18 protein-coding genes are annotated in these 17580 nt (G+C 65.7%); 7 read left to right on the forward strand and 11 right to left on the reverse strand.

Annotated features, from left to right (window positions below; translation table 11 throughout):
• The first annotated feature begins 68 nt into the window (after positions 1 to 68).
• Positions 69 to 2012, forward strand: a complete 1944-nt coding sequence (locus J1N60_RS05000; protein ID WP_312911198.1) for a PAS domain-containing sensor histidine kinase — start codon at positions 69 to 71, stop codon at positions 2010 to 2012.
• A 39-nt stretch (positions 2013 to 2051) separates the two neighbouring features.
• On the opposite strand, the gene J1N60_RS05005 is transcribed toward J1N60_RS05000, so the two are convergent.
• The 7 genes from J1N60_RS05005 to J1N60_RS05035 all read right to left on the reverse strand — a co-directional run bounded on the left by J1N60_RS05005 (position 2052) and on the right by J1N60_RS05035 (position 9375).
• A complete protein-coding gene (locus J1N60_RS05005) occupies positions 2052 to 2450 on the reverse strand; it encodes a hypothetical protein (protein WP_312911199.1) in 399 nt (132 codons plus the stop codon).
• Between the two features lie 163 nt (positions 2451 to 2613).
• Entirely contained in the window at positions 2614 to 3306 is a 693-nt protein-coding gene (locus tag J1N60_RS05010) for a hypothetical protein (protein WP_312911201.1), read from the reverse strand.
• 109 nt (positions 3307 to 3415) lie between these two features.
• The gene (locus tag J1N60_RS05015; RefSeq protein WP_312911202.1) at positions 3416 to 3847 is read right to left on the reverse strand and encodes a DUF5807 family protein; all 432 of its coding nucleotides are present in this window, start codon (positions 3845 to 3847) and stop codon (positions 3416 to 3418) included.
• A 105-nt stretch (positions 3848 to 3952) separates the two neighbouring features.
• Positions 3953 to 4141: a hypothetical protein gene (locus J1N60_RS05020; protein WP_312911203.1), complete on the reverse strand. Its 189-nt coding sequence runs from the start codon at positions 4139 to 4141 to the stop codon at positions 3953 to 3955.
• Between the two features lie 230 nt (positions 4142 to 4371).
• On the reverse strand, positions 4372 to 5391 hold the full coding sequence (locus J1N60_RS05025; RefSeq protein ID WP_312911204.1) for a phosphoribosylaminoimidazolesuccinocarboxamide synthase: 1020 nt from the start codon (positions 5389 to 5391) through the stop codon (positions 4372 to 4374).
• A gap of 211 nt (positions 5392 to 5602) precedes the next feature.
• The gene (locus J1N60_RS05030; protein WP_312911205.1) at positions 5603 to 7246 is read right to left on the reverse strand and encodes a hydantoinase B/oxoprolinase family protein; all 1644 of its coding nucleotides are present in this window, start codon (positions 7244 to 7246) and stop codon (positions 5603 to 5605) included.
• Positions 7243 to 9375, reverse strand: coding sequence for a hydantoinase/oxoprolinase family protein (locus J1N60_RS05035; RefSeq protein WP_312911206.1), 2133 nt, complete (start codon positions 9373 to 9375; stop codon positions 7243 to 7245). The genes J1N60_RS05030 and J1N60_RS05035 overlap by 4 nt, the downstream gene beginning before the upstream one ends.
• A 196-nt stretch (positions 9376 to 9571) precedes the next feature.
• On the opposite strand from J1N60_RS05035, the gene cofH reads away from it, so the two are divergent.
• The 3 genes from cofH (at position 9572) to azf (ending at position 12353) form a co-directional block, all read left to right on the forward strand.
• The gene (gene cofH / locus J1N60_RS05040) at positions 9572 to 10957 is read left to right on the forward strand and encodes a 7,8-didemethyl-8-hydroxy-5-deazariboflavin synthase subunit CofH (RefSeq protein ID WP_312911207.1); all 1386 of its coding nucleotides are present in this window, start codon (positions 9572 to 9574) and stop codon (positions 10955 to 10957) included.
• A gap of 206 nt (positions 10958 to 11163) precedes the next feature.
• On the forward strand, positions 11164 to 11448 hold the full coding sequence (locus J1N60_RS05045; protein WP_312911209.1) for a hypothetical protein: 285 nt from the start codon (positions 11164 to 11166) through the stop codon (positions 11446 to 11448).
• A 155-nt stretch (positions 11449 to 11603) separates the two neighbouring features.
• Positions 11604 to 12353 (forward strand): NAD-dependent glucose-6-phosphate dehydrogenase Azf, encoded by a 750-nt coding sequence (gene azf, locus J1N60_RS05050; protein ID WP_312911210.1) that lies wholly within the window; start codon positions 11604 to 11606, stop codon positions 12351 to 12353.
• Positions 12354 to 12409: 56 nt separating this feature from the next.
• On the opposite strand, the gene J1N60_RS05055 is transcribed toward azf, so the two are convergent.
• Together J1N60_RS05055 and J1N60_RS05060 are read right to left on the reverse strand one after the other, a co-directional pair.
• A complete protein-coding gene (locus J1N60_RS05055; protein ID WP_312912537.1) occupies positions 12410 to 12712 on the reverse strand; it encodes a DUF424 domain-containing protein in 303 nt (100 codons plus the stop codon).
• 215 nt (positions 12713 to 12927) lie between these two features.
• Entirely contained in the window at positions 12928 to 13725 is a 798-nt protein-coding gene (locus J1N60_RS05060) for a tetratricopeptide repeat protein (RefSeq protein WP_312911211.1), read from the reverse strand.
• Between the two features lie 166 nt (positions 13726 to 13891).
• On the opposite strand from J1N60_RS05060, the gene J1N60_RS05065 reads away from it, so the two are divergent.
• Positions 13892 to 14884 carry an ornithine cyclodeaminase family protein gene (locus J1N60_RS05065; RefSeq protein WP_312911212.1) on the forward strand — a complete coding sequence of 331 codons (993 nt, stop codon included), beginning with the start codon at positions 13892 to 13894 and terminating at the stop codon, positions 14882 to 14884.
• Positions 14885 to 14933: 49 nt separating this feature from the next.
• Here the strand turns inward: J1N60_RS05065 and J1N60_RS05070 are convergent, their stop codons facing one another.
• Together J1N60_RS05070 and J1N60_RS05075 are read right to left on the reverse strand one after the other, a co-directional pair.
• On the reverse strand, positions 14934 to 15419 hold the full coding sequence (locus tag J1N60_RS05070) for a hypothetical protein (protein WP_312911214.1): 486 nt from the start codon (positions 15417 to 15419) through the stop codon (positions 14934 to 14936).
• Between the two features lie 77 nt (positions 15420 to 15496).
• Complete coding sequence (locus tag J1N60_RS05075) at positions 15497 to 16276, reverse strand: RlmE family RNA methyltransferase (protein ID WP_312911216.1); 780 nt, start codon at positions 16274 to 16276, stop codon at positions 15497 to 15499.
• Positions 16277 to 16678: 402 nt separating this feature from the next.
• Here J1N60_RS05075 and J1N60_RS05080 point away from each other — a divergent pair, with 402 nt between their 5' ends.
• A complete protein-coding gene (locus J1N60_RS05080) occupies positions 16679 to 16972 on the forward strand; it encodes a UPF0175 family protein (protein WP_312911217.1) in 294 nt (97 codons plus the stop codon).
• The gene (locus J1N60_RS05085) at positions 16972 to 17460 is read left to right on the forward strand and encodes a PIN domain-containing protein (protein ID WP_312911219.1); all 489 of its coding nucleotides are present in this window, start codon (positions 16972 to 16974) and stop codon (positions 17458 to 17460) included. Before J1N60_RS05080 ends, J1N60_RS05085 begins: the two co-directional genes overlap by 1 nt.
• Positions 17461 to 17580 lie beyond the last annotated feature (120 nt).

A 17580-nucleotide genomic window follows, 5' to 3' on the forward strand; every position in this document is an offset into this window, starting at 1 on the left:
CAATAGGGTTTTGACTGTCGCCGAGTGATGAACGTACAATCTAGTTTTACCACGAGCGACAGACCAGTATGGAACGAACGCGACCCCACATCGACGTCACCCTCGTGAGCCCGAACGGCTCGCTCGAGGCGCTCGCGAAAATGCTCCGTCGAGACTGTTCCATCATCGACGTGACCGTCGTCGACCGGCCAGAGGACCTCGCGGGCGCTGACGTGGACGTGGACGCGGACACCGATGGGAGGCACGTAGATACGGATACGGACGCGGACGGGAACACGAACACGGATAGGGGGCCAGCCGACTGCATCGTCGTCTGCCACGCCAGCGACGTCGACGGCGTCGCCCAGCTCGAGGCGGTACTCGACCGGATCGATGAGTCAACCCCGGTCGTCGTCTACTCGCTCGTTCACGAACTCGAGCCCGTCACCGCGTCGATTACCGCCGGCGCCGCCGACGTCATCTGCCCCGGCGCCGACAGCCCGCCCCTGCTCGAGCGACGGCTCCGCGCTGCGGCGGGCGACGGACCGCCGCCCCAATCGCCCGCCCGCCGACTCGAGTCGCTGCTCGAGTATCTCCCTCACCAGGTATTCCTCAAGGATGACCGCCACCGAATCGTCGACGCGAGTCGTGTCGCCGCCGACGAGTACGGACTCACGCGCGAGCAGATGATCGGCCTGACAGACTTCGAACTCCTCCAGCCCGAGGTGGCCGAGGAGCTCTTCGCCGAGGAGCGCCGGATCATGGAAACCGGCGAGCCGATCATCAACAAGATCGAACACTACGTCGATCGACAGGGTCGCGACCGCTGGGTGAGCACGAGCAAAGCCGCCAGGTACGACGACGGCGAGACCATCGGCGTCCTGGGGAGCACCCGGGACGTCACCGAACAACAGCGACAGGAACAGCTGCTCGACGTCCTCCACGAGGCGAGTCGCGACCTCGTTTCGGCCACGAACTTCGCCGACGTCGCCCACGTCGCCGCCGCCATCGCCGAGGACATTCCCGATTTACCGCGGATCTGTATCGCGCTCTTCGAGGACGGCCGCCTCGAACCGGCCCACGACGATCGAGCTGTTTTCGACCGCTACGGCGACGCGTTCGATCGATCCGTGCTCGAGGACGGGGCGCGGTATCTCGACGCCGACGGGGTCGAAACCACCCTCAAGGACGGTGCCGTCGTCGCGGTACTCCCGCTCGGTTCTCACGGCGTGCTGGGTTTCGAAACGACAAGCGGAACGCTCGAGCCGTTCAGCGTCGACCTCGCGCAGATCCTCGCAGCAAACGTCGAGGTCGCGCTCGATCGAGCCGAACGCGAGGCCCGACTGCAGTCCCAGAACGAACGACTCGAGCAGTTCGCGAGCATCGTCAGCCACGACCTCCGAAACCCGATGAGCACCGCGCGAGGCTACCTCGAGGCCTATCGCGACAGCGGCGACCCCAATCACGCCGACGAGATCGAACACGCCCTCGACCGAATGGGACGGCTCACCGGCGAGATGCTCGAACTCGCCCGTCACGGTCGGATAGTCGACTCCGTCGAACCGGTCGAGCTCGCCACCGTCGTGGATCGAGCCTGGCGAAACGTCCCGACTGACGATGCCGTCCTGGAGAACGAGCTCAAGGGGGTGACGTACGGCGATTCGGAGCGCGTCCAGGAAGCCCTCGAGAATCTGTTTCGAAATTCCGTGGAACACGGCTCCACGAACCATTCGCTCGCTAACGCTCACGAAAACGCCGTGGAGCACGGTCTCGAGCGAACGGCAGGAGGCGGTCGAATCAGGGTCGAGCGAATCCCCCAGGGCTTCGCCGTCGAGGACAATGGTCCGGGGATTCCCGACAGCCGAAAGGACGAGGTGTTCGACCTCGGGTACACCGGATCGGTCGACGGCACCGGATACGGCCTCTACATCGTCGAACAGATCGTCACCGGCCACGACTGGTCGATCCGGGTTGCCGACGGCGAGGACGGCGGTGCCCGGTTCGAAATCACGGGACTCGAGTTCGACTCGTAGCGGTACCGGCCGCTGTCGTTGCCTCTCTAACTGTCGGTTTCACCCGAGTCTCGAGAGCACGCGCTCGAGTAGTGACTCCGTCTCCGTTACCGCCTTCGTCTCCGTTTCAGACTCCCGGACCGCTCGCTCGCCGCCCGCTTCCCGCTCCTCGAGTACCCGCTCGTAGTGGTCGATCACGGCCTGGTTTCGCCGTCGTTCGGCGCGCACCAGGCGCTCGAGAACTGCGACCTGCTGTCGGAGGGTGCGTTCGTCGAGTTCCTCCCGGTCGGTGGCCTGATCGGCCGACGCGCCGCCGTCGATACACTGGCGCATGTACGCCGCGTCGATGTCGAGGCTGGTTTCGGTTTCAGTTTCAGTTCTGGTCTCGGTCCCTCTCGCCGGCTCATCGTCACCTGCTTTCGACCCGTCCGCTTCGAGCTCACGGAACGTGACAGCCATTGGGTCTCCTGCTACCACACACCCCGTCAAAAAGGTCAGTCAGTCGCCCGTCAGACGCGTCCGACGAGTGGCGGTCGCTCGGCCTTCGGTAGCGCATCGGCCCCGATCGGTACGCGAGAGAAACGATCGGTGGCGATCTCTGGGCACGGACGATGATCGTCCATTACCCCCTCGAGGCCAGGAGTCGAATCACGAGCTGGAGCACGTGGACGAAGACCCCGGCCACGGCGATGTAGACGCCGATGGTCTGGAGAGCGACCGAGGCGTTGCGTTTGTCCCGGACCTGCCAGATCTCGTAGCCGAGTCGGAGCAAGAAGCCGAGGAAGATCAGGACGAAGCCGGCCAGTAAGACGGGTTCGACGAACGTCCCGATCAGGATGGCCACCACGCCGCCGATGAAGGCGTACGTGGCGAAGCGACCCCAGGACTCGAACGTCTTCGAGCGGGCGTAGACGTAGGTGGCGATCACGGCGGTCACGACGGCGACGACGACCGCCGTGACGGCGAGGATCTGCGGTTGCTGGGCTCGAGGCACGAATCCCAGCACGCCGGCGCCGAAGACGCCGAAGGCGAGTTGCAAGATCACCATGCCGACGAAGGCGATGCCGAGGTTCCCTCCCGTGACGCCGCGCTCGGCGACGATTTCGCCGCCCGTGATCGCGGCCCCGTAGACGAGGACGCCGACGATGGGGAACTGGAAGAGGTACGCGTTGGCCGCCTGGAGCGGGGTGAGGACGACGGCGTACATCAGCGCGACGTTGATCGCCATCAGAATCGAGGCTCCACCGATGACCTGCAGTTCTCTGCTCGAGAAGCCGGTTCCGGTGTCGGTTTCGTACGGCGAATCGACGCTCATGGGTGCGCCTACGTCGGCCGGACGGAAAACGTTGCGTCCGCCTCTTCGAGTCGAGGTGTCGGTAGATTCGAGTACCTGTGCTCGTTCTGACGGCGAGTCATGCCCCGCCTCAGTCCTGGACCGCCCAGCGGTCGGAGTACGCCGTCCCGCACGTACACTGGGCGTAGGCGTGGACGACGTCGCCCTCGGCGTAGATGCCGCCGACTTCCTCGTTCTGTTCTTCGGCGAACGCGAAGACGAACTGGGCGTCGTGGTCGCCCTCCTTACCCTCGGGTTCGTCCGGGCAGGTCCCACCAGCGAGATCGTCGTCGATGATTCCCTCGTGTTCCATCGCCAGCCTGGCGAACTCCATCGCCCCGGTGCCGGTCGCCGCTTTGAACGCGTTTCGACCGCGTTCGCCGTCGACCACGATCAGGACGCCACCCTCGACGGGATCACCGTACTCGGCGAGTCGGTCGTCGGAGACGTACGAATCGGCGAGAAAGAGCGCCACGTCCTCCGGTCGTTCGCCGGCGAGAAACGCCTCGCGTGTCTCGGTCATACCACGAGCGAGGGGGTCACGAGTGAAAAGTGACGCGCACTCGAGCGAGAGTTGGTGAACTCGAGCCGAGTGCGGTAATAACGAAAAACGGTCGTTCGTCGTCGATCAGTCGCCGTGTTGCGGTTCGTGTTCGAACGAACCCGCGTTCGAGCCGGCGTCGAGTCGCTCGGCCCACGTCGGGGAGATGGTCGGGGCCAGCGCGAAGAACGTGACGATGGACACGAGCAAGACGAGGGCGATGCTCGCGACGATGGCGATTGCGGTCGTCGGATCGGCGGACAGGAAGGCCAACATGGTGATAGGTATCGATCGATCGTACGGAATCGACCCATATGAGCGTTACTTTGTCCGGAAATCTTCGTTAATAATTGTGATTGTGGGGTGGTGTCAAAGAGCGTGGGAGATCGACTCGAGGGCCCCTCCAGTCCGATTGGGGCCTCCGACTGCTGGACAGCGCTGGTTCGGCCTACGCTACTGGAGGGCGTCGAGCGCGGTCCTACAGCCGTTAGAAGCCTCAACCAGGTCTACAGCCGCTGGACGGCCCCGATCGCCGCCGACAGCGACGGCGCTTCGAAGATTTCGCGGCCGACGTAGGCGTTCGTCCCGGCGCAGTAGATCGCTCGAGCGATGTCGATCACGTCCTCGTCGAGCGGCTGGGGCTCCCGTTCACAGAGGGACTTCCAGTCCGCGACGTCTTCGGCCCTGGCACGTTCTTTCGCGTCGGTGACGGCGTCGACCCAGTCGGGCTGGGTTCGCTTGTGGTGCTGGCGGATGACTTCCTTCGAGAGCTGGACGCCCTCGTAGCTGAAGCGGTTCTCGTCGAACGTGCCGACGACGTCCGCGACGCGAATCTCGCCCCGGTAGTAGAGACACTCGATCTTGCCGTCCTGGTGGACGAGCCCGGCCTGCTCGGCCTGTTCGGTGATGGCGTGATTGACTTCGCGGGCGACCGCCTCGAGGGCCTCGATGTCCGCTTTCCCGGCGATGGCGTCGGCCTCCTCCCGGGAGAGGTAGCGGTCGCCCTCCTCGTACTTCGTGGAGAACTCGACGATCGGCGTCTCGAGGTCGACCGCGCCCTCGGGCCAGGCGTCGAACTCGAGGCCGTGGTCCTCGGGATCGGTTCGTCGGCGAAGACTCGAGCCGATCGGCACCTCGTTTCGGAAGACGATCTCGAGGGGGATCAGGTAGTTCTCACCGGCCGTGGCGTGGTAGGCGTCGTAGTCGTAGGTACGGCCCTCGTGAGGCAGGTCGGGGACCTGGGTGAGGTCGATCGCCATCTCGAACGGCGGACGAGTGGCCGTCTCGAGTGGGACCACCGACCCATCCTCGACGACGCCCTGGTAGTGCGTCGGGACGCCGGCGTCCTGCAGCAGTTCGAAGTTGTACGCGCCCATCGTACAGAGGCTCGCGCCCTTGTCGGGGATCTGATCGGGCATCTTCCCCCAGTCGAAAACGGAGTAGTCGTCGGTGAAGACGAACGCGCCCGACCCCAGTTCGTCGGCGGTCGCTTCCTCGTCGATGCGGAACTCCTTGACGCTCGTCACGCGAGCCACCCCCGAACCGTGGGCCGGTTCGTCGGGTTGGATTCCCGGGTGCTCGTCGGTGCCGTCGTCGCGAATGCGTGCGTGGGTCCGGAGGGAGCCACTGGGCCGCCGTGCATACTCGAGATGCCAGTACGGGCGCCTAAAAGGTTTCAGTATCGGTTCGAGTTTCGGCTTCCATATCGGTTTTCGTCGTCGATGTGGGCCGCCTCGGCTACTCTCGACTCCCTTGCGTTCCTGGCTCTCCCGATCTCGCCGACTTCCTGGCGACCGACTTCCCGTCGAGGGCGTCGCGTTCGCGCGCACTCGAGTCGCGCTCGCTCGGGTCGCCGTACCCGCCACCGCCGGGCGTCTCGACGGTGACGGTGGTGCCCGCCTCGACGTCGACCGTCGTCTTCGCGGGAACGACCGTCCCGTCGATCCGGTTCTCGCCGGTTGCGCCGTCCGCGCCGCCGCTCGTGCCCCGGGGGGCGAACCGCCGTCGCTCTGTGAGCAGGGAGACCGTCGCGTCAGCCTCGACGGAAATCGAGCGCTCGAGGCCGAGGCCGCCACGATATCGCCCGTCGCCGCCGCTCCCCGCCCGGAAGGCGTAGCGCTCGACGCGCATCGGGTAGGCCGCCTCGAGGGCTTCGATCGGCGTGTTCAGGGTGTTCGTCATGCCGACCTGGACGCCGTCGACGCCGTCGCGGTCGGGGCGGGCACCGAACCCGCCGCCAATGGTCTCGTAGTAGGTGAAGCCGTCGGCACCCCGGCTTCCGATAATCAGGTTGTTCATCGTGCCCTGGCTCTGGGCGGGCACGCGCTCGGGGACGGCCTCGGCGAACGCCGAGAGTACCACGTCCGTCACCCGCTGGCTCGTCTCGACGTTGCCGCCGACGACGGCCGCTGGCCGGTTGGGGTTCAGAACGGATCCCGCTGGCGCACGCACGGTCACCGGCTGGTAGCAGCCGTCGTTCGGCGGAATGTCCGGATCCGTCACGGCCCTGAGGACGAAGTACACCGCACTCCTGGCGACCGCCAGCGGCGCGTTCATGTTGCCGGCCACCTGGGCGGCCGTCCCCGCGAAGTCGACGTCCACCGTCGTCCCGTCGACCGTGACCGCAACCTCGAGCGGAATCGTCGACTCCTCGACGCCGTCGCCCTCGAGCCAGTCGCGTCCCCGGTAGGTGCCGTCGGGAATCGCCTCGAGTTCGGCCTCGATGCGGTCTCGCGAATACTCGATGACGCCGTCGAAGGCCGCCTGAAGGCTTGCCCGCCCGCGTTCGGCGACGAGTTCGCGCACCCGATCGCGGGCCCGGTCGGTCGCAGCGAGCTGGGCACGGAGGTCCGCCCGACGTTCGGCGGGGTTGCGGACGTTCGCGAGCACGAGTTCCAGCACGTTTGAATCGATCTCGCCGTCGACGACGAGCCGCGTCGGCGGCAATCGCAGCCCCTCCTGGTAGATCTCGGTCGCCCCCGCGGGCATGCTTCCCGGGCTCATCCCGCCGACGTCGCCGTGGTGGGCTCGCGTGACCCCGTAGCCCAGGACTTCCCCGTCGACGTCGATCGGGGCGACGATCGTCACGTCCGGGAGGTGGGTTCCCCCGGTGAACGGATCGTTCAGGACGTACGCCTCGCCGGGTTCGGGGTCACGCTTTCGAACCGCCTGCACCGCCTCCGGCATCGCCCCGAGGTGGACCGGGATGTGCTCGGCCTGGGCGACCATCTTCCCCTCGGCGTCGAACAGCGCCGTCGAGCAGTCCCGCCGCTCCTTGATGTTCGGGGAGTAGGCCCCGTGGATCAACACGTGGCCCATCTCCTCGGCGATGCCCTCGAGACGGTTCCGGAGCACCTCGAGGGAGACGGCGTCGAGGGTCACGGGCGCTCACCTCCGTTGGTCCCGGTTTTCTGGCCGCGCTCGTTCATCCGTCTGGATTTCTGGCCGGGGGCGTTCGTCCGCCCACGCTCCAGGACGAGTTCGCCGTCGTCGCCCATCGAACCGGACCACCCCGGGGGAACGACCGTCGTGCTCTCTTCGTCCTTGAGGATGGCTGGCCCCTCGACGGTCGTTCCGGGTGCGACGGCGTCTCTGGCTAGAACCGCCGCCCCGCGGCGCTCACCGTCGAAGAAGACTGTTCGGGATCCGAGTGCGTCCTCGTCGTCTCTCTCGTCCCGTCCTTTTCCCCGCCCATCGCCCCTAGCCTCGTACCGTATCGACGGCGCCTCGCGTGGTTCGCGGACCGTCACCCCGAGCGTGACCAGCTCGATCGGTTCGTCCATCCGGTAACCGTAGGCGCGTTCGTGGGCCGCGTCGAAGCGCTCGCGGACGGTCGCGATGTCGACCGGGTCGTCGACGCGCACCTCGAGTTCGAAGCTCTGGCCGGCGTATCGGAGGTCGGCGCGTCGTTCGACGACGGGGTCGCTACCGGACTCGACGTTCGTGAGCGCGTCGGCCGTCAGTTCGGCGTAGATTCCCTCCAGGACATCGCGCTCGGCCGTCTCGAGCGGCGTCCGGTGGGTTCGTACCCGGTCGTGTTTCTCGTCGGCGTCGAGCAGTCCGTACGCCGAGAGCACCCCGCCGGCGAGGGGGATCACGACGCGATCCATTCCGAGTCGGTCTGCCACGGCGGCGGCGTGCATCGGTCCGGCGCCGCCGAAGGCCACGAGGCCGAACTCGCGGGGGTCGTGGCCGCGCTCGACGGTCACCGATCGGATGGCGCGAGTCATCGTCGCGTTCGCGACGCGGTAGACCCCGGCGGCGGCTTCGCGGGCGGACTCGAGGCCCGCCTTCTTCGCCAATTCCTCGAGCGCGTTCTGGGCGGCATCGACGTCGAGGGTGACTTCGCCGCCGAGGGTTGCGTCTTGGCCGAGGTAGCCGAGGACGACGGCCGCGTCGGTGACGGTCGGGTCGGTCCCCCCGCGACCGTAACACGCCGGACCGGGGTCGGCGCCCGCCGACTTGGGACCCACCCGAAGGGCGCCGCCGGCGTCGATCCACGCGATCGAGCCGCCGCCGGAGCCGACGGTCGTCACGTCGACCATCGGCGTCGCGATGGGGTGGCCGGCGATCTCGGCTGACGTGGTTCGGGAGACCTCGCCATCGCGGACGAGGCTCACGTCGCTCGAGGTGCCGCCCATGTCGAAGGTGACGAGTCCCTCGAGGCCCGCGTCCGCGACGGCGGCCTCGGCGGTCGCGGCCGCCCCGACGACGCCCGCGGCCGGCCCCGAGAGTACCGTCGTCACCGCCCGTTCGCGGACGGCGTCGAGGTCCGCGATGCCGCCGTTGGACTGCATCACGCGCGGTTCCGGGAGTCCAGCGTCTCGAGCGCGTTCGACGAGCCGTCCGAGGTAGGCGTCGATCGCCGGGCGGACGTAGGCGTTCGCGACCGTCGTCGAGGTCCGTTCGTACTCCCGGAAGGCGGGGAGCACCTCGTGGGAGGCCGAGACGGGCACCTCGAGTCGCTCCTGCAGTCGGTCCGCGACGACGGCCTCGTTCGCGGGATCCGCGTACGCGTGGAGGAACGAAACGGCCACGCTCTCGACCTCGCTCTCGGCCGCCCCGGCGAGGCGGTCGACCAGATCGTCCACGTCCTCGAGGGCGACCGAATCGACGATACCCTCGGTCGTCGCCCGTTCCTCGAGTTCGAACCGCCGACGGCGGGGGACGAGCGGGTCGACCCGCTCGACCGAGAGGTCATACAGCGACGGGCGGTCCTGGCGACCGATCTCGAGGACGTCGCGAAAGCCCTCCGTCGTGATCAGTGCGGTCGTCGCGCCGTCGCCCTCGAGGAGCGCGTTCACCGAAACTGTCATCGCGTGGGTGAACGTCTCGACGGACTCGGGCGGAAGCGCCGCCTTCTCACAGGCCTTCTCAATTCCCTCGAGGACGCCTTCGCTCTGGTCGGCCGTCGAGGGGACCTTCGCGGTCGTTAGGCCGTCCTCGGTCGCCAGGACGACGTCGGTGAACGTGCCGCCGACGTCGACGCCGACGTGCGTCGTCGCGTCCATCACCGGGCCTCCGCCGTCTCCGCTGGTCTCGCGAGGGGCTCGTTCGGATTCACATCCAGTCTATACGTGACGGTCCCAAAAAGCGTTGGCAGGCCTCTCGAGTCGTGTCGACGGGGCAGCCGAAGTGAAAGCCAGTGGACAGCGGAATCGGCCACTTTCACCACGTTTTTCCTGCTCTGCGTCCATCGTACCGACAATGGAACCCCCCGTCACCGACGCCGACCTCGCCTTCGAGCACGTTCCCGAGACCGACCAGTCGTTCGAGAACGCCCTCGAGAAGGCACGGAACGGGACGCGGCTCTCGGTCGACGACGCCGTCGAGTTGCTCACGACGGGGACCGACCGCGAGGGGATCGACCGCCAGCGCAAGGAGCGGGTGCTCGAGGCGGCCGACCACCGTCGCCAGGACGTCATCGGTGACGAGGTCACGTTCGTCGCCAACCTAAACAACAACGTCACGACCGCGTGCAACGTCGGCTGTCTCTTCTGTAACTTCAAGGACGCCGCCCACACGTTCGAGCGCGACTACGACGGCCCCGAGACGGCCGGGTTCACCAAGACACCCGCCGAATCGCGCGAGATCGTCGCCGACGCCGTCGAGCGCGGAATCTATGAGGTGACCTCGGTCTCGGGACTCCACCCCGCGTTCGCCCTCGACGACGAGCACCTCGAAATCCTCGAGGCCCACCCGGACCCGAAGGCGGTCAACTACAAACCGCCCACCGCGTATGAAACCGATCCTGGCACCTACGCCGACCAGCTCGAGGCGATGAGCGTCGACGGCGTTCACGTCCACTCGATGACCCCCGAGGAGGGATACCACGCCCGGCGGGGAACCGACTGGTCCTACGAGGAGGTGTACGGCCGACTGCAGGACGCCGGGCTGGATACGGTGCCGGGAACCGCTGCCGAGATCCTCGTCGACGAAGTGCGGGACGTCATTTGCCCCGGAAAGATTCGGACCGACGACTGGCTCGAGGCTATGGAAGCCGCCGCGAACGTCGGTCTCGGTCTGACGGCGACGATCATGTACGGCCACGTCGAGAACGAGGCCCACCGCGCGATGCACCTGAAGGAAGTTCGCGACCTCCAGGAGCGCGTCGACGGGGCCATCACCGAGTTCGTCCCCCTCTCGTTCGTCCACCAGAATACGCCGCTGTACGAACACGGCGTCGTCTCGGGCGGGGCCAGCCAGGACGAGGACGAACTGCTGATCGCCGTCTCGCGGCTCTTTCTCGACAACATCGACCACGTTCAGTCCTCGTGGGTCAAGTACGGCGACGAGGGCGGCCTGAAGATGCTCGCCTGCGGCGCCGACGACTTCATGGGGACGATCCTCTCCGAGGAGATCACGACCCGCGCTGGGGGCGAACATGGCGAGTTCCGATCCTTCGAGGATTACGTCGACCTCGTCACCTCGATCGGTCGCGTGCCGGTCGAGCGCTCGACTGACTACGAAACGCGGCGCGTGATCGACCCCAACGATCCGCCCTTCGGGCCGCGACTGGGACCGAAGGCCGACGGAACGCCGCTGCTCGAGGACGAGCGGGCCGCCGCTGGCGTGGAATCGGTCCCGGAGTAATCGAGGTGGCGTCGGCAAAGCGATCGAGAGCTAGGTGCGACGCCCGTACAGAATACTACTCTCTCGATCACACTATACAAACTATAGTAGGCCTGGTTCGACGCTCAAGCGCCGATCGACCGCGAGCGGACACTCGGGTTCGTGCTCGAGTCCCACGTCGAGCGGACGTCGGGAAGTCTATCACTGGCGAGCGAAAAGTGACGCGTATGAACCACCTCGCTCCCGCCAGCGGCGCCGAGAACCGCTGGCACCTGCCGAACCACGCCCACCTCGTCGTCTACGAGCGGGGCTCCGGCGAACGCGGCTTGCTCACGATTTACGACTGCGGGGCGGCACAGAAACCACCCTCGGCCCAGTTGCTCGGAACGCTCGGGGCCGTCGACGTGCGCGCCGAACTCGAGACAACGCCGACTGGTCGAGTCGTCAGTCTGCGAGAGCCTGGCGTGCTCGAGGCTCTGGACGGTGACCGGTTTCGCATTCGGCGGCGATGAGTGAGCGCTCTCGGGGTTGGCCTCGAGCCGGCCGCGAGGGTAGCCAGAAATAACGAATCTCGAACCACGAACCGGAATCGGAATCGGAATCGGAATCACGACCCCGAATCACGAACCGCACGTTTCTTATCACCCCTGCCCTACCACCCGAACGAATGGAACAGTCAGTCCTGCTCACGGGGGCTGGAGGCCGCGTCGGGACCGCGATCCTCGACCGCCTCGCCGACGACTACTACTGGCGGCTGCTCGACCGCGAGCCACTGACCGGCGAGTACGCGGCGGACCACGAGTGCGTCGTCGCCGACATCGTCGACGAGACGGCCGTCCGCGAGGCCATGGAGGACGTCGACGTCGTCATCCACCTCGCGGGCGACCCGCGTCCGGAGGCCCCGTGGGACAGCGTGTTGCGAAACAACATCGACGGTACCCAGACGGTCCTCGAGGCCGCCGTCGGCGCCGGCGTCGAGAAGGTCGTCTTCGCCTCCTCGAACCACGCCGTCGGTGCCTTCGAGACCGACGAGCGAACCCCGGACCTCTACCGCGTCCACGACGAGTTCCGCCTCGACGGGACGGAACTCCCCCGCCCCGGCAACCTCTACGGCGTCTCGAAGGCCGCCGGGGAGACCCTTGGCCGGTACTACCACGACGAGTACGGCCTCTCGGTGTGTTGCGTCCGAATCGGGAACCTCACGAAGGACCACCCGCCCGTCGATTACGAGCGCGGGCAGGCGATGTGGCTCTCCTACCGGGACTGCGCCCACCTCTTCGACCGGACGATCGAGGCCGACTACGGTTACGAGATCGTCTACGGCATCTCCGACAACGACCGTAAGTACTACTCGCTCGAGCGCGCTCGCGAGGTGCTGGGGTACGAGCCGCGGGACAACTCGGCGGCCCACGAGTAAGGCGGCGGTTGCGAGATGTTAGCTTCTGTAGCGCTCACATCCACCTTCTGCAGTACTTACATCCGCAAGAACTGCGCGTGGCGCGTCCCCTCGAGCTCGAGGACGTGCTCGGCCTCGACGAACCCGGCGTCGATCGCCACCGACACGGTTTCCTCACCGACCAGGTTGGCGACGCTCGCCCGCGAGAGGCTGTCGACGACCGCCTCCTCGTCGACCGCGTCGGCCCCCTCGCCGTAGAAGTCCTCGGTGACGGTGATGGAGGCGCGACCGTCCGCGGCCTCGAAGGATTCGCCGAGGACGTTCCGATCACAGACCGAGACGAGCAGGCCTTTGGGCGTCTGGCGCTCGACGAGTAACATCGGGCCATCGTCGGTGTCCTCACCAACCCCAGCGCCGGTATCCGTGTCCACCTCGTCGTCGTTCTCGCCAGCCGAAGCATTGGCGTCCGCGTTCACTTCGCCGACGTCCTCACTGGCCTCAATCTCGGCGTCCACGTTCGAGTCGACGCTCCTCTCGAGCGCGTCTTCGTCCGATACGAGGTCGTCGTCCGCTTCTGAGTTCATCGACGTCACGATCACTCACGCATCTGCTCGCGCTCTTCGACCAGTTGCTGTTCGGCCTGCTCGCGCAGCTCGTTCGCCTCCTCGGCGAGCGCCTCGGCCTGCTCGTCCTCGCCTAGCTCCTCGAGAATCCGGGCTTTCTCCTCGAGAACCGGTGCGTTCCGGAGCCCCAGCCTGATCGCGTTGTCGATGGAGTGGAGCGCGTCCTCGGTGAGGCCCCGGTCGGCCAGGAAGAACGCCCGGTTGTACCAGCCCTCGGCGAAGCGGTCGTCGACCTCGACGGCCCGCTCGGCGTGGTCGAGTGCTTCGGCCGTCTCGCCGAACTCCCATAGGGCGTAGGCGAGATTGGTGTGGGCGGTCGCGGTGTGTTCGGGCGAGGAGCGATCGTACTCGCCGGCCTCCTCCTCCGCTTCGCGGGCGATGCGGAGCGCCTCGCGGTGGGCGCCGATGGCCTCGTCGTACTCCTCGAGTTCGGCGTGGGCGACTCCCTTGTTGACCCAGGCCTCCTGTTCCGTGGCGGGGTCGTCGGTGAACCGGGCGGCGCGCTCGAAGGCTTCGGTGGCCTGCTCGTAGCGGTTGATCTGCGTATAACTGAGGCCGACGTCGATCAGTTCCTGGGCGTCGACGTCCTCGGCCCCGATCTGGCGCTCGTCGAGCATGTCGGCGAGCGCCCGCGAGTCGATCGGGTCGACCCGCGAGGGATCGACGTCGAGTTCGGGCGGATCGAGGTCGAACTCCTCGTAGGATTCGTCGAAGCCGGCACCCTCCGAAAATCGGTGCCTGCGATCTGACTCCTCCTCTCGGTCGGTCATGTACCTGGGTTGGATTGCTGGCGGGTTAAGGCCTGCGTTCGGGTCGCTGTCGAGTCGAGGACTGCGACCTCGAGTGGAGGCCAAGAGACGAGGCGACGAAGAGACGAGGCGACGAAGACACGAGGAATTCTCATGTATTAAGTACGGGCCCGCAAAATTCGCGGGTATGCAAACGCTCCTGCTGGACAGCGAGGACGTCGACGAGAACGCGATGATGGCGGACGTCATCGGTGCGGTCGAGGACGCCTTCGCCGCCTACGAGCGCGGGGACGCACAGATGCCGGCGAAGTCCTACATCGACCTCCCGCAGTACAACGGGGACTTCCGGTCGATGCCCGCCTACCTCGACGCTGGGGACTGGGACGCCGCCGGGCTGAAGTGGGTCAACGTCCACCCCGACAATCCCGGCGACCACGACCTGCCGACCGTGATGGGGACGATGATCTACTCCGACCCCGAAACCGCGTTCCCGCTCGCGGTGATGGACGGCACCGAACTCACGATGAAACGCACCGGCGCGGCGGCCGCCGTCGCGACGGACTACCTGGCCGTCGAGGACGCCACGAGCCTTGGCATCGTCGGCGCCGGCGTCCAGTCGTACACCCAGCTCGACGCCATTGCCCAGATTCGCCCCATCGAGGAGGTCGTCGTCAGCGACCTGGACGACGAGCGCGTCCGGCGATTTATCGACACCTACGGCGACGAGTTCGACGTGCGCGAGGGATCGATCAGCGAGGCCGGCCACTGCGACGTGCTCTCGACGGTGACGCCCGTCGAGACGCCCATCGTCGGTCCCGACGACGTCGGCGAGCATACCCACATCAACGCGATGGGGGCCGACGCCGAAGGCAAGCACGAACTGGCCGACGATCTCCTCCGGGGCGCCCGTATCGTCATCGACGACCACAAGCAGTGCACCCACTCCGGCGAGATCAACGTCCCCTACAACGAGGGCGTCCTCACCGACGACGACATCTACGGCGAGATCGGCCAGATCGTCGTCGGCGAGAAGACCGGCCGCGACGCCGACACCGGCGTCACCGTCTTCGACTCGACCGGCCTCGCGATCCAGGACGTCGCGGCCGCTCACGTCGTCTACGAACAGGCCGCGAACAACGAGAACGGCTCGCCGTTCGACCTCGTTGGCGTCCAGAAGTAGGCTCGAGACGGCCATCGAGACTTCCACCGGACGATAGAGTCGGGGGACGTCACCGTGATCGAATCCGATCGACCACTACGTTGCCGTCTTCGGTAATTCTGACAACCCACTGCTCACCGGCCGTTTCTACGTACCTCTCCTCGAGCGATTCGACGTACTCATCGTTCGCTTCAGAATCGACGGTTCCTCGAATCGTGTATTCACCAGGTGACTGTATCACGTCCTCCAAAACGTGACGAGTAGGGTGATCGGAAGAAGCGGCGATCGAAATATTCTCAGAGTAGATCACGCTCGAGTTCTTGACGACCTGGACGGTCACGTCGTGTGCGCGATCGTGTCGATTTTCGACCAACAGGTCCGGCGGTTTATCATCAATCCGGCAATACGTCGGCGTTGGATCTCCTTTCGTAGTATCCGTATAGCAAACTTCGTCCGACGGATCGGATTCGCCTCCGCCGTTCGACGGTGAAATACCGCCAAGGCATCCCGAAACCGCAACCAGAATTACGACAAATAGAAGCACGGATCGACCCATAATACTGGTTAAATTACCGTTAGTAAATAGCTTCGGCACGGTAGCAACGCTATTTTCTCGGATGCGGTAAAAGAGGTCTACTCGAGCAGTTCGGCAAACCCAAAGTTCGGCTTCACGTCCTCGACGCGAACCCGGACGGTCTCTCCCTCCTCGGTCCCGGCGACGAACAGCCGATAGCCCTCCACCGACGCGATACCGTCGCCCTCCGAGCCCGTGTCGATAATCTCGACCTCGAGTTCCTCGCCTACCTCCACGGGGGCGGTCAGGCGTCCCTTGGCGAGGAGGTAAATCTCGGAGGAAGACTGTCGGGAGGCGTCGGGACTGGTCGCCCTGACGTACTGGAACTCGTCCTCGATATCCGCCCGGAGGGCGTCGACGTCCGGTCCCTCGAACACCTTCACCGCGAAGTTGCTGCCCGTGTCGAGCAACTCGAGGGCCGTCTCGAAGGCCATCCGGGCGAGGTAGAGCGAGCGCGCCTGATCTAGGGAGTACTCCCCGGACATGTTCGGCGCCATGTCCGAGACGACGCAGTCGACGGGGCCGTCCGCGGCGTCGAGGACTCGCTTCAGGGTCTTCTCCTGGGTCATGTCCCCCCGGAGCGTCTCCGTGCGGTCGGCGAGTTCGGGATCCTCGAGATCCTTGATTCGCTGGAGGTCGACGCCGATGACTCGCCCGCGGGGGCCGACTTTCTCGGCGGCGACCTGGAGCCAGCCGCCGGGGGCCGCCCCGAGGTCGACCACGGTGTCGCCGCCCTCGATCAGCGACTCGAGGTCGTCGAGCTGTTTGAGCTTGTACGCGGCTCTCGAGCGGTAGCCCTGCTGTTTCGCGCGGTTGTAGTAGTCGTCGCGTCGTGTCATAGGTGCGTCACTGAAATTCGTGTCACGTTCCGTGTCGGAACGGTCGGCGGATTTGCGTTCATACGAAATGAGACGCCCCCGACTCGGAAAGGTACATCGGATAGTATCGATCCGGTCGTCGGGCTCTCACAAGCGTCTTATCACTGAGCATGAACAAGGCGCCTGCGAACGTAGCGAGCGTTCCGCACTCGCCCAGTCACGAAACCGACGAGTTCGAATGATCTTGAGACATCTAACTCGTTCTGCCCGTCGATTTTCGCCTCGAGGGTCTCACCTAATGCGTTCATTTTTCGGGACTGACGGAGAATCCCCGAGGCTCGACCTCGAAACAATTCAGTACTCGAAGCAGGAGACCGCTCGCCGTTACATCTATTGCGTATCGTAACGTGGTTAATCGTAACGATGAAAACGGTCACTACGCGCATCCCGGAGGACGACGAGGAGGCCCTCGCCGAACTCGAGACGGAGCTGAGTGCTGATCGGTCGGAGGTGCTTCGCCGGCTGATTCGACAGGGCCTCGAAGACTGGCGCAAAGAGCGGGCACTCGACCGGCTCCGTGACCACCGCATTACGCTGCGGAAGGCAGCAGAGCTGGCAGACGTCTCGTACGTCGAGATGTTGACCCTCGCTTCTGAAGAGGGGATCGACGTCGGGTACACGACGGACGACCTCGAACGGGACCTCGATCGCATCTAATGGTCGTCGTCGATTCCTCCGCACTGATTCCGCTCGCATGGGTCGGACGACTCGACCTCGTCTCGACCGCATTCGATGATATTCGAACGACGGAAGCGGTTCGGGCGGAAGTCCTCACCGAAGGGAAGCGGGGTACTGCGACGCTCGACGAGTTTCTGGCGGACGTCGCCGTTCACGGAACGCCAGACGCAGCCGACGACGTGGCGTCGATGGAAGGAATTGCAGTGGCCGACGCGTCAGTGATCTTGCTGGCAGCGGCTGATGAGGAGGTCCTTCTCGCTAACGACAAAGGGCTGCTCGAGGTTGCCCGAAGCCACGGCGTCGAGTGCTGGTGGGTGACGACGCTATTGCTCAGCTGTACAAGCGACGGAGATTTGACGGCGGAGGAGGCAACCGACGTCCTGTACGACCTCGTGAACGAGGGAATGAACCTGCACCCGAAAGTCTACACGCAGGTGCAAAAGAAGCTCCGAGAGCTGGGGGACTGAGTCAGTCGTCTCTCTCCCTCTCTTTCGTTCCATCAGACCCCACCTCGAGTCTCGACTCCTCGGTTCGCCGTGCGTTCGAACGCTAGATGGTGGGCGCGATAGCCGGTCATGCTCGAGTGG

This window comes from Natronosalvus caseinilyticus (assembly GCF_017357105.1).
GTDB classification, from domain to species: Archaea; Halobacteriota; Halobacteria; order Halobacteriales; family Natrialbaceae; genus Natronosalvus; species Natronosalvus caseinilyticus.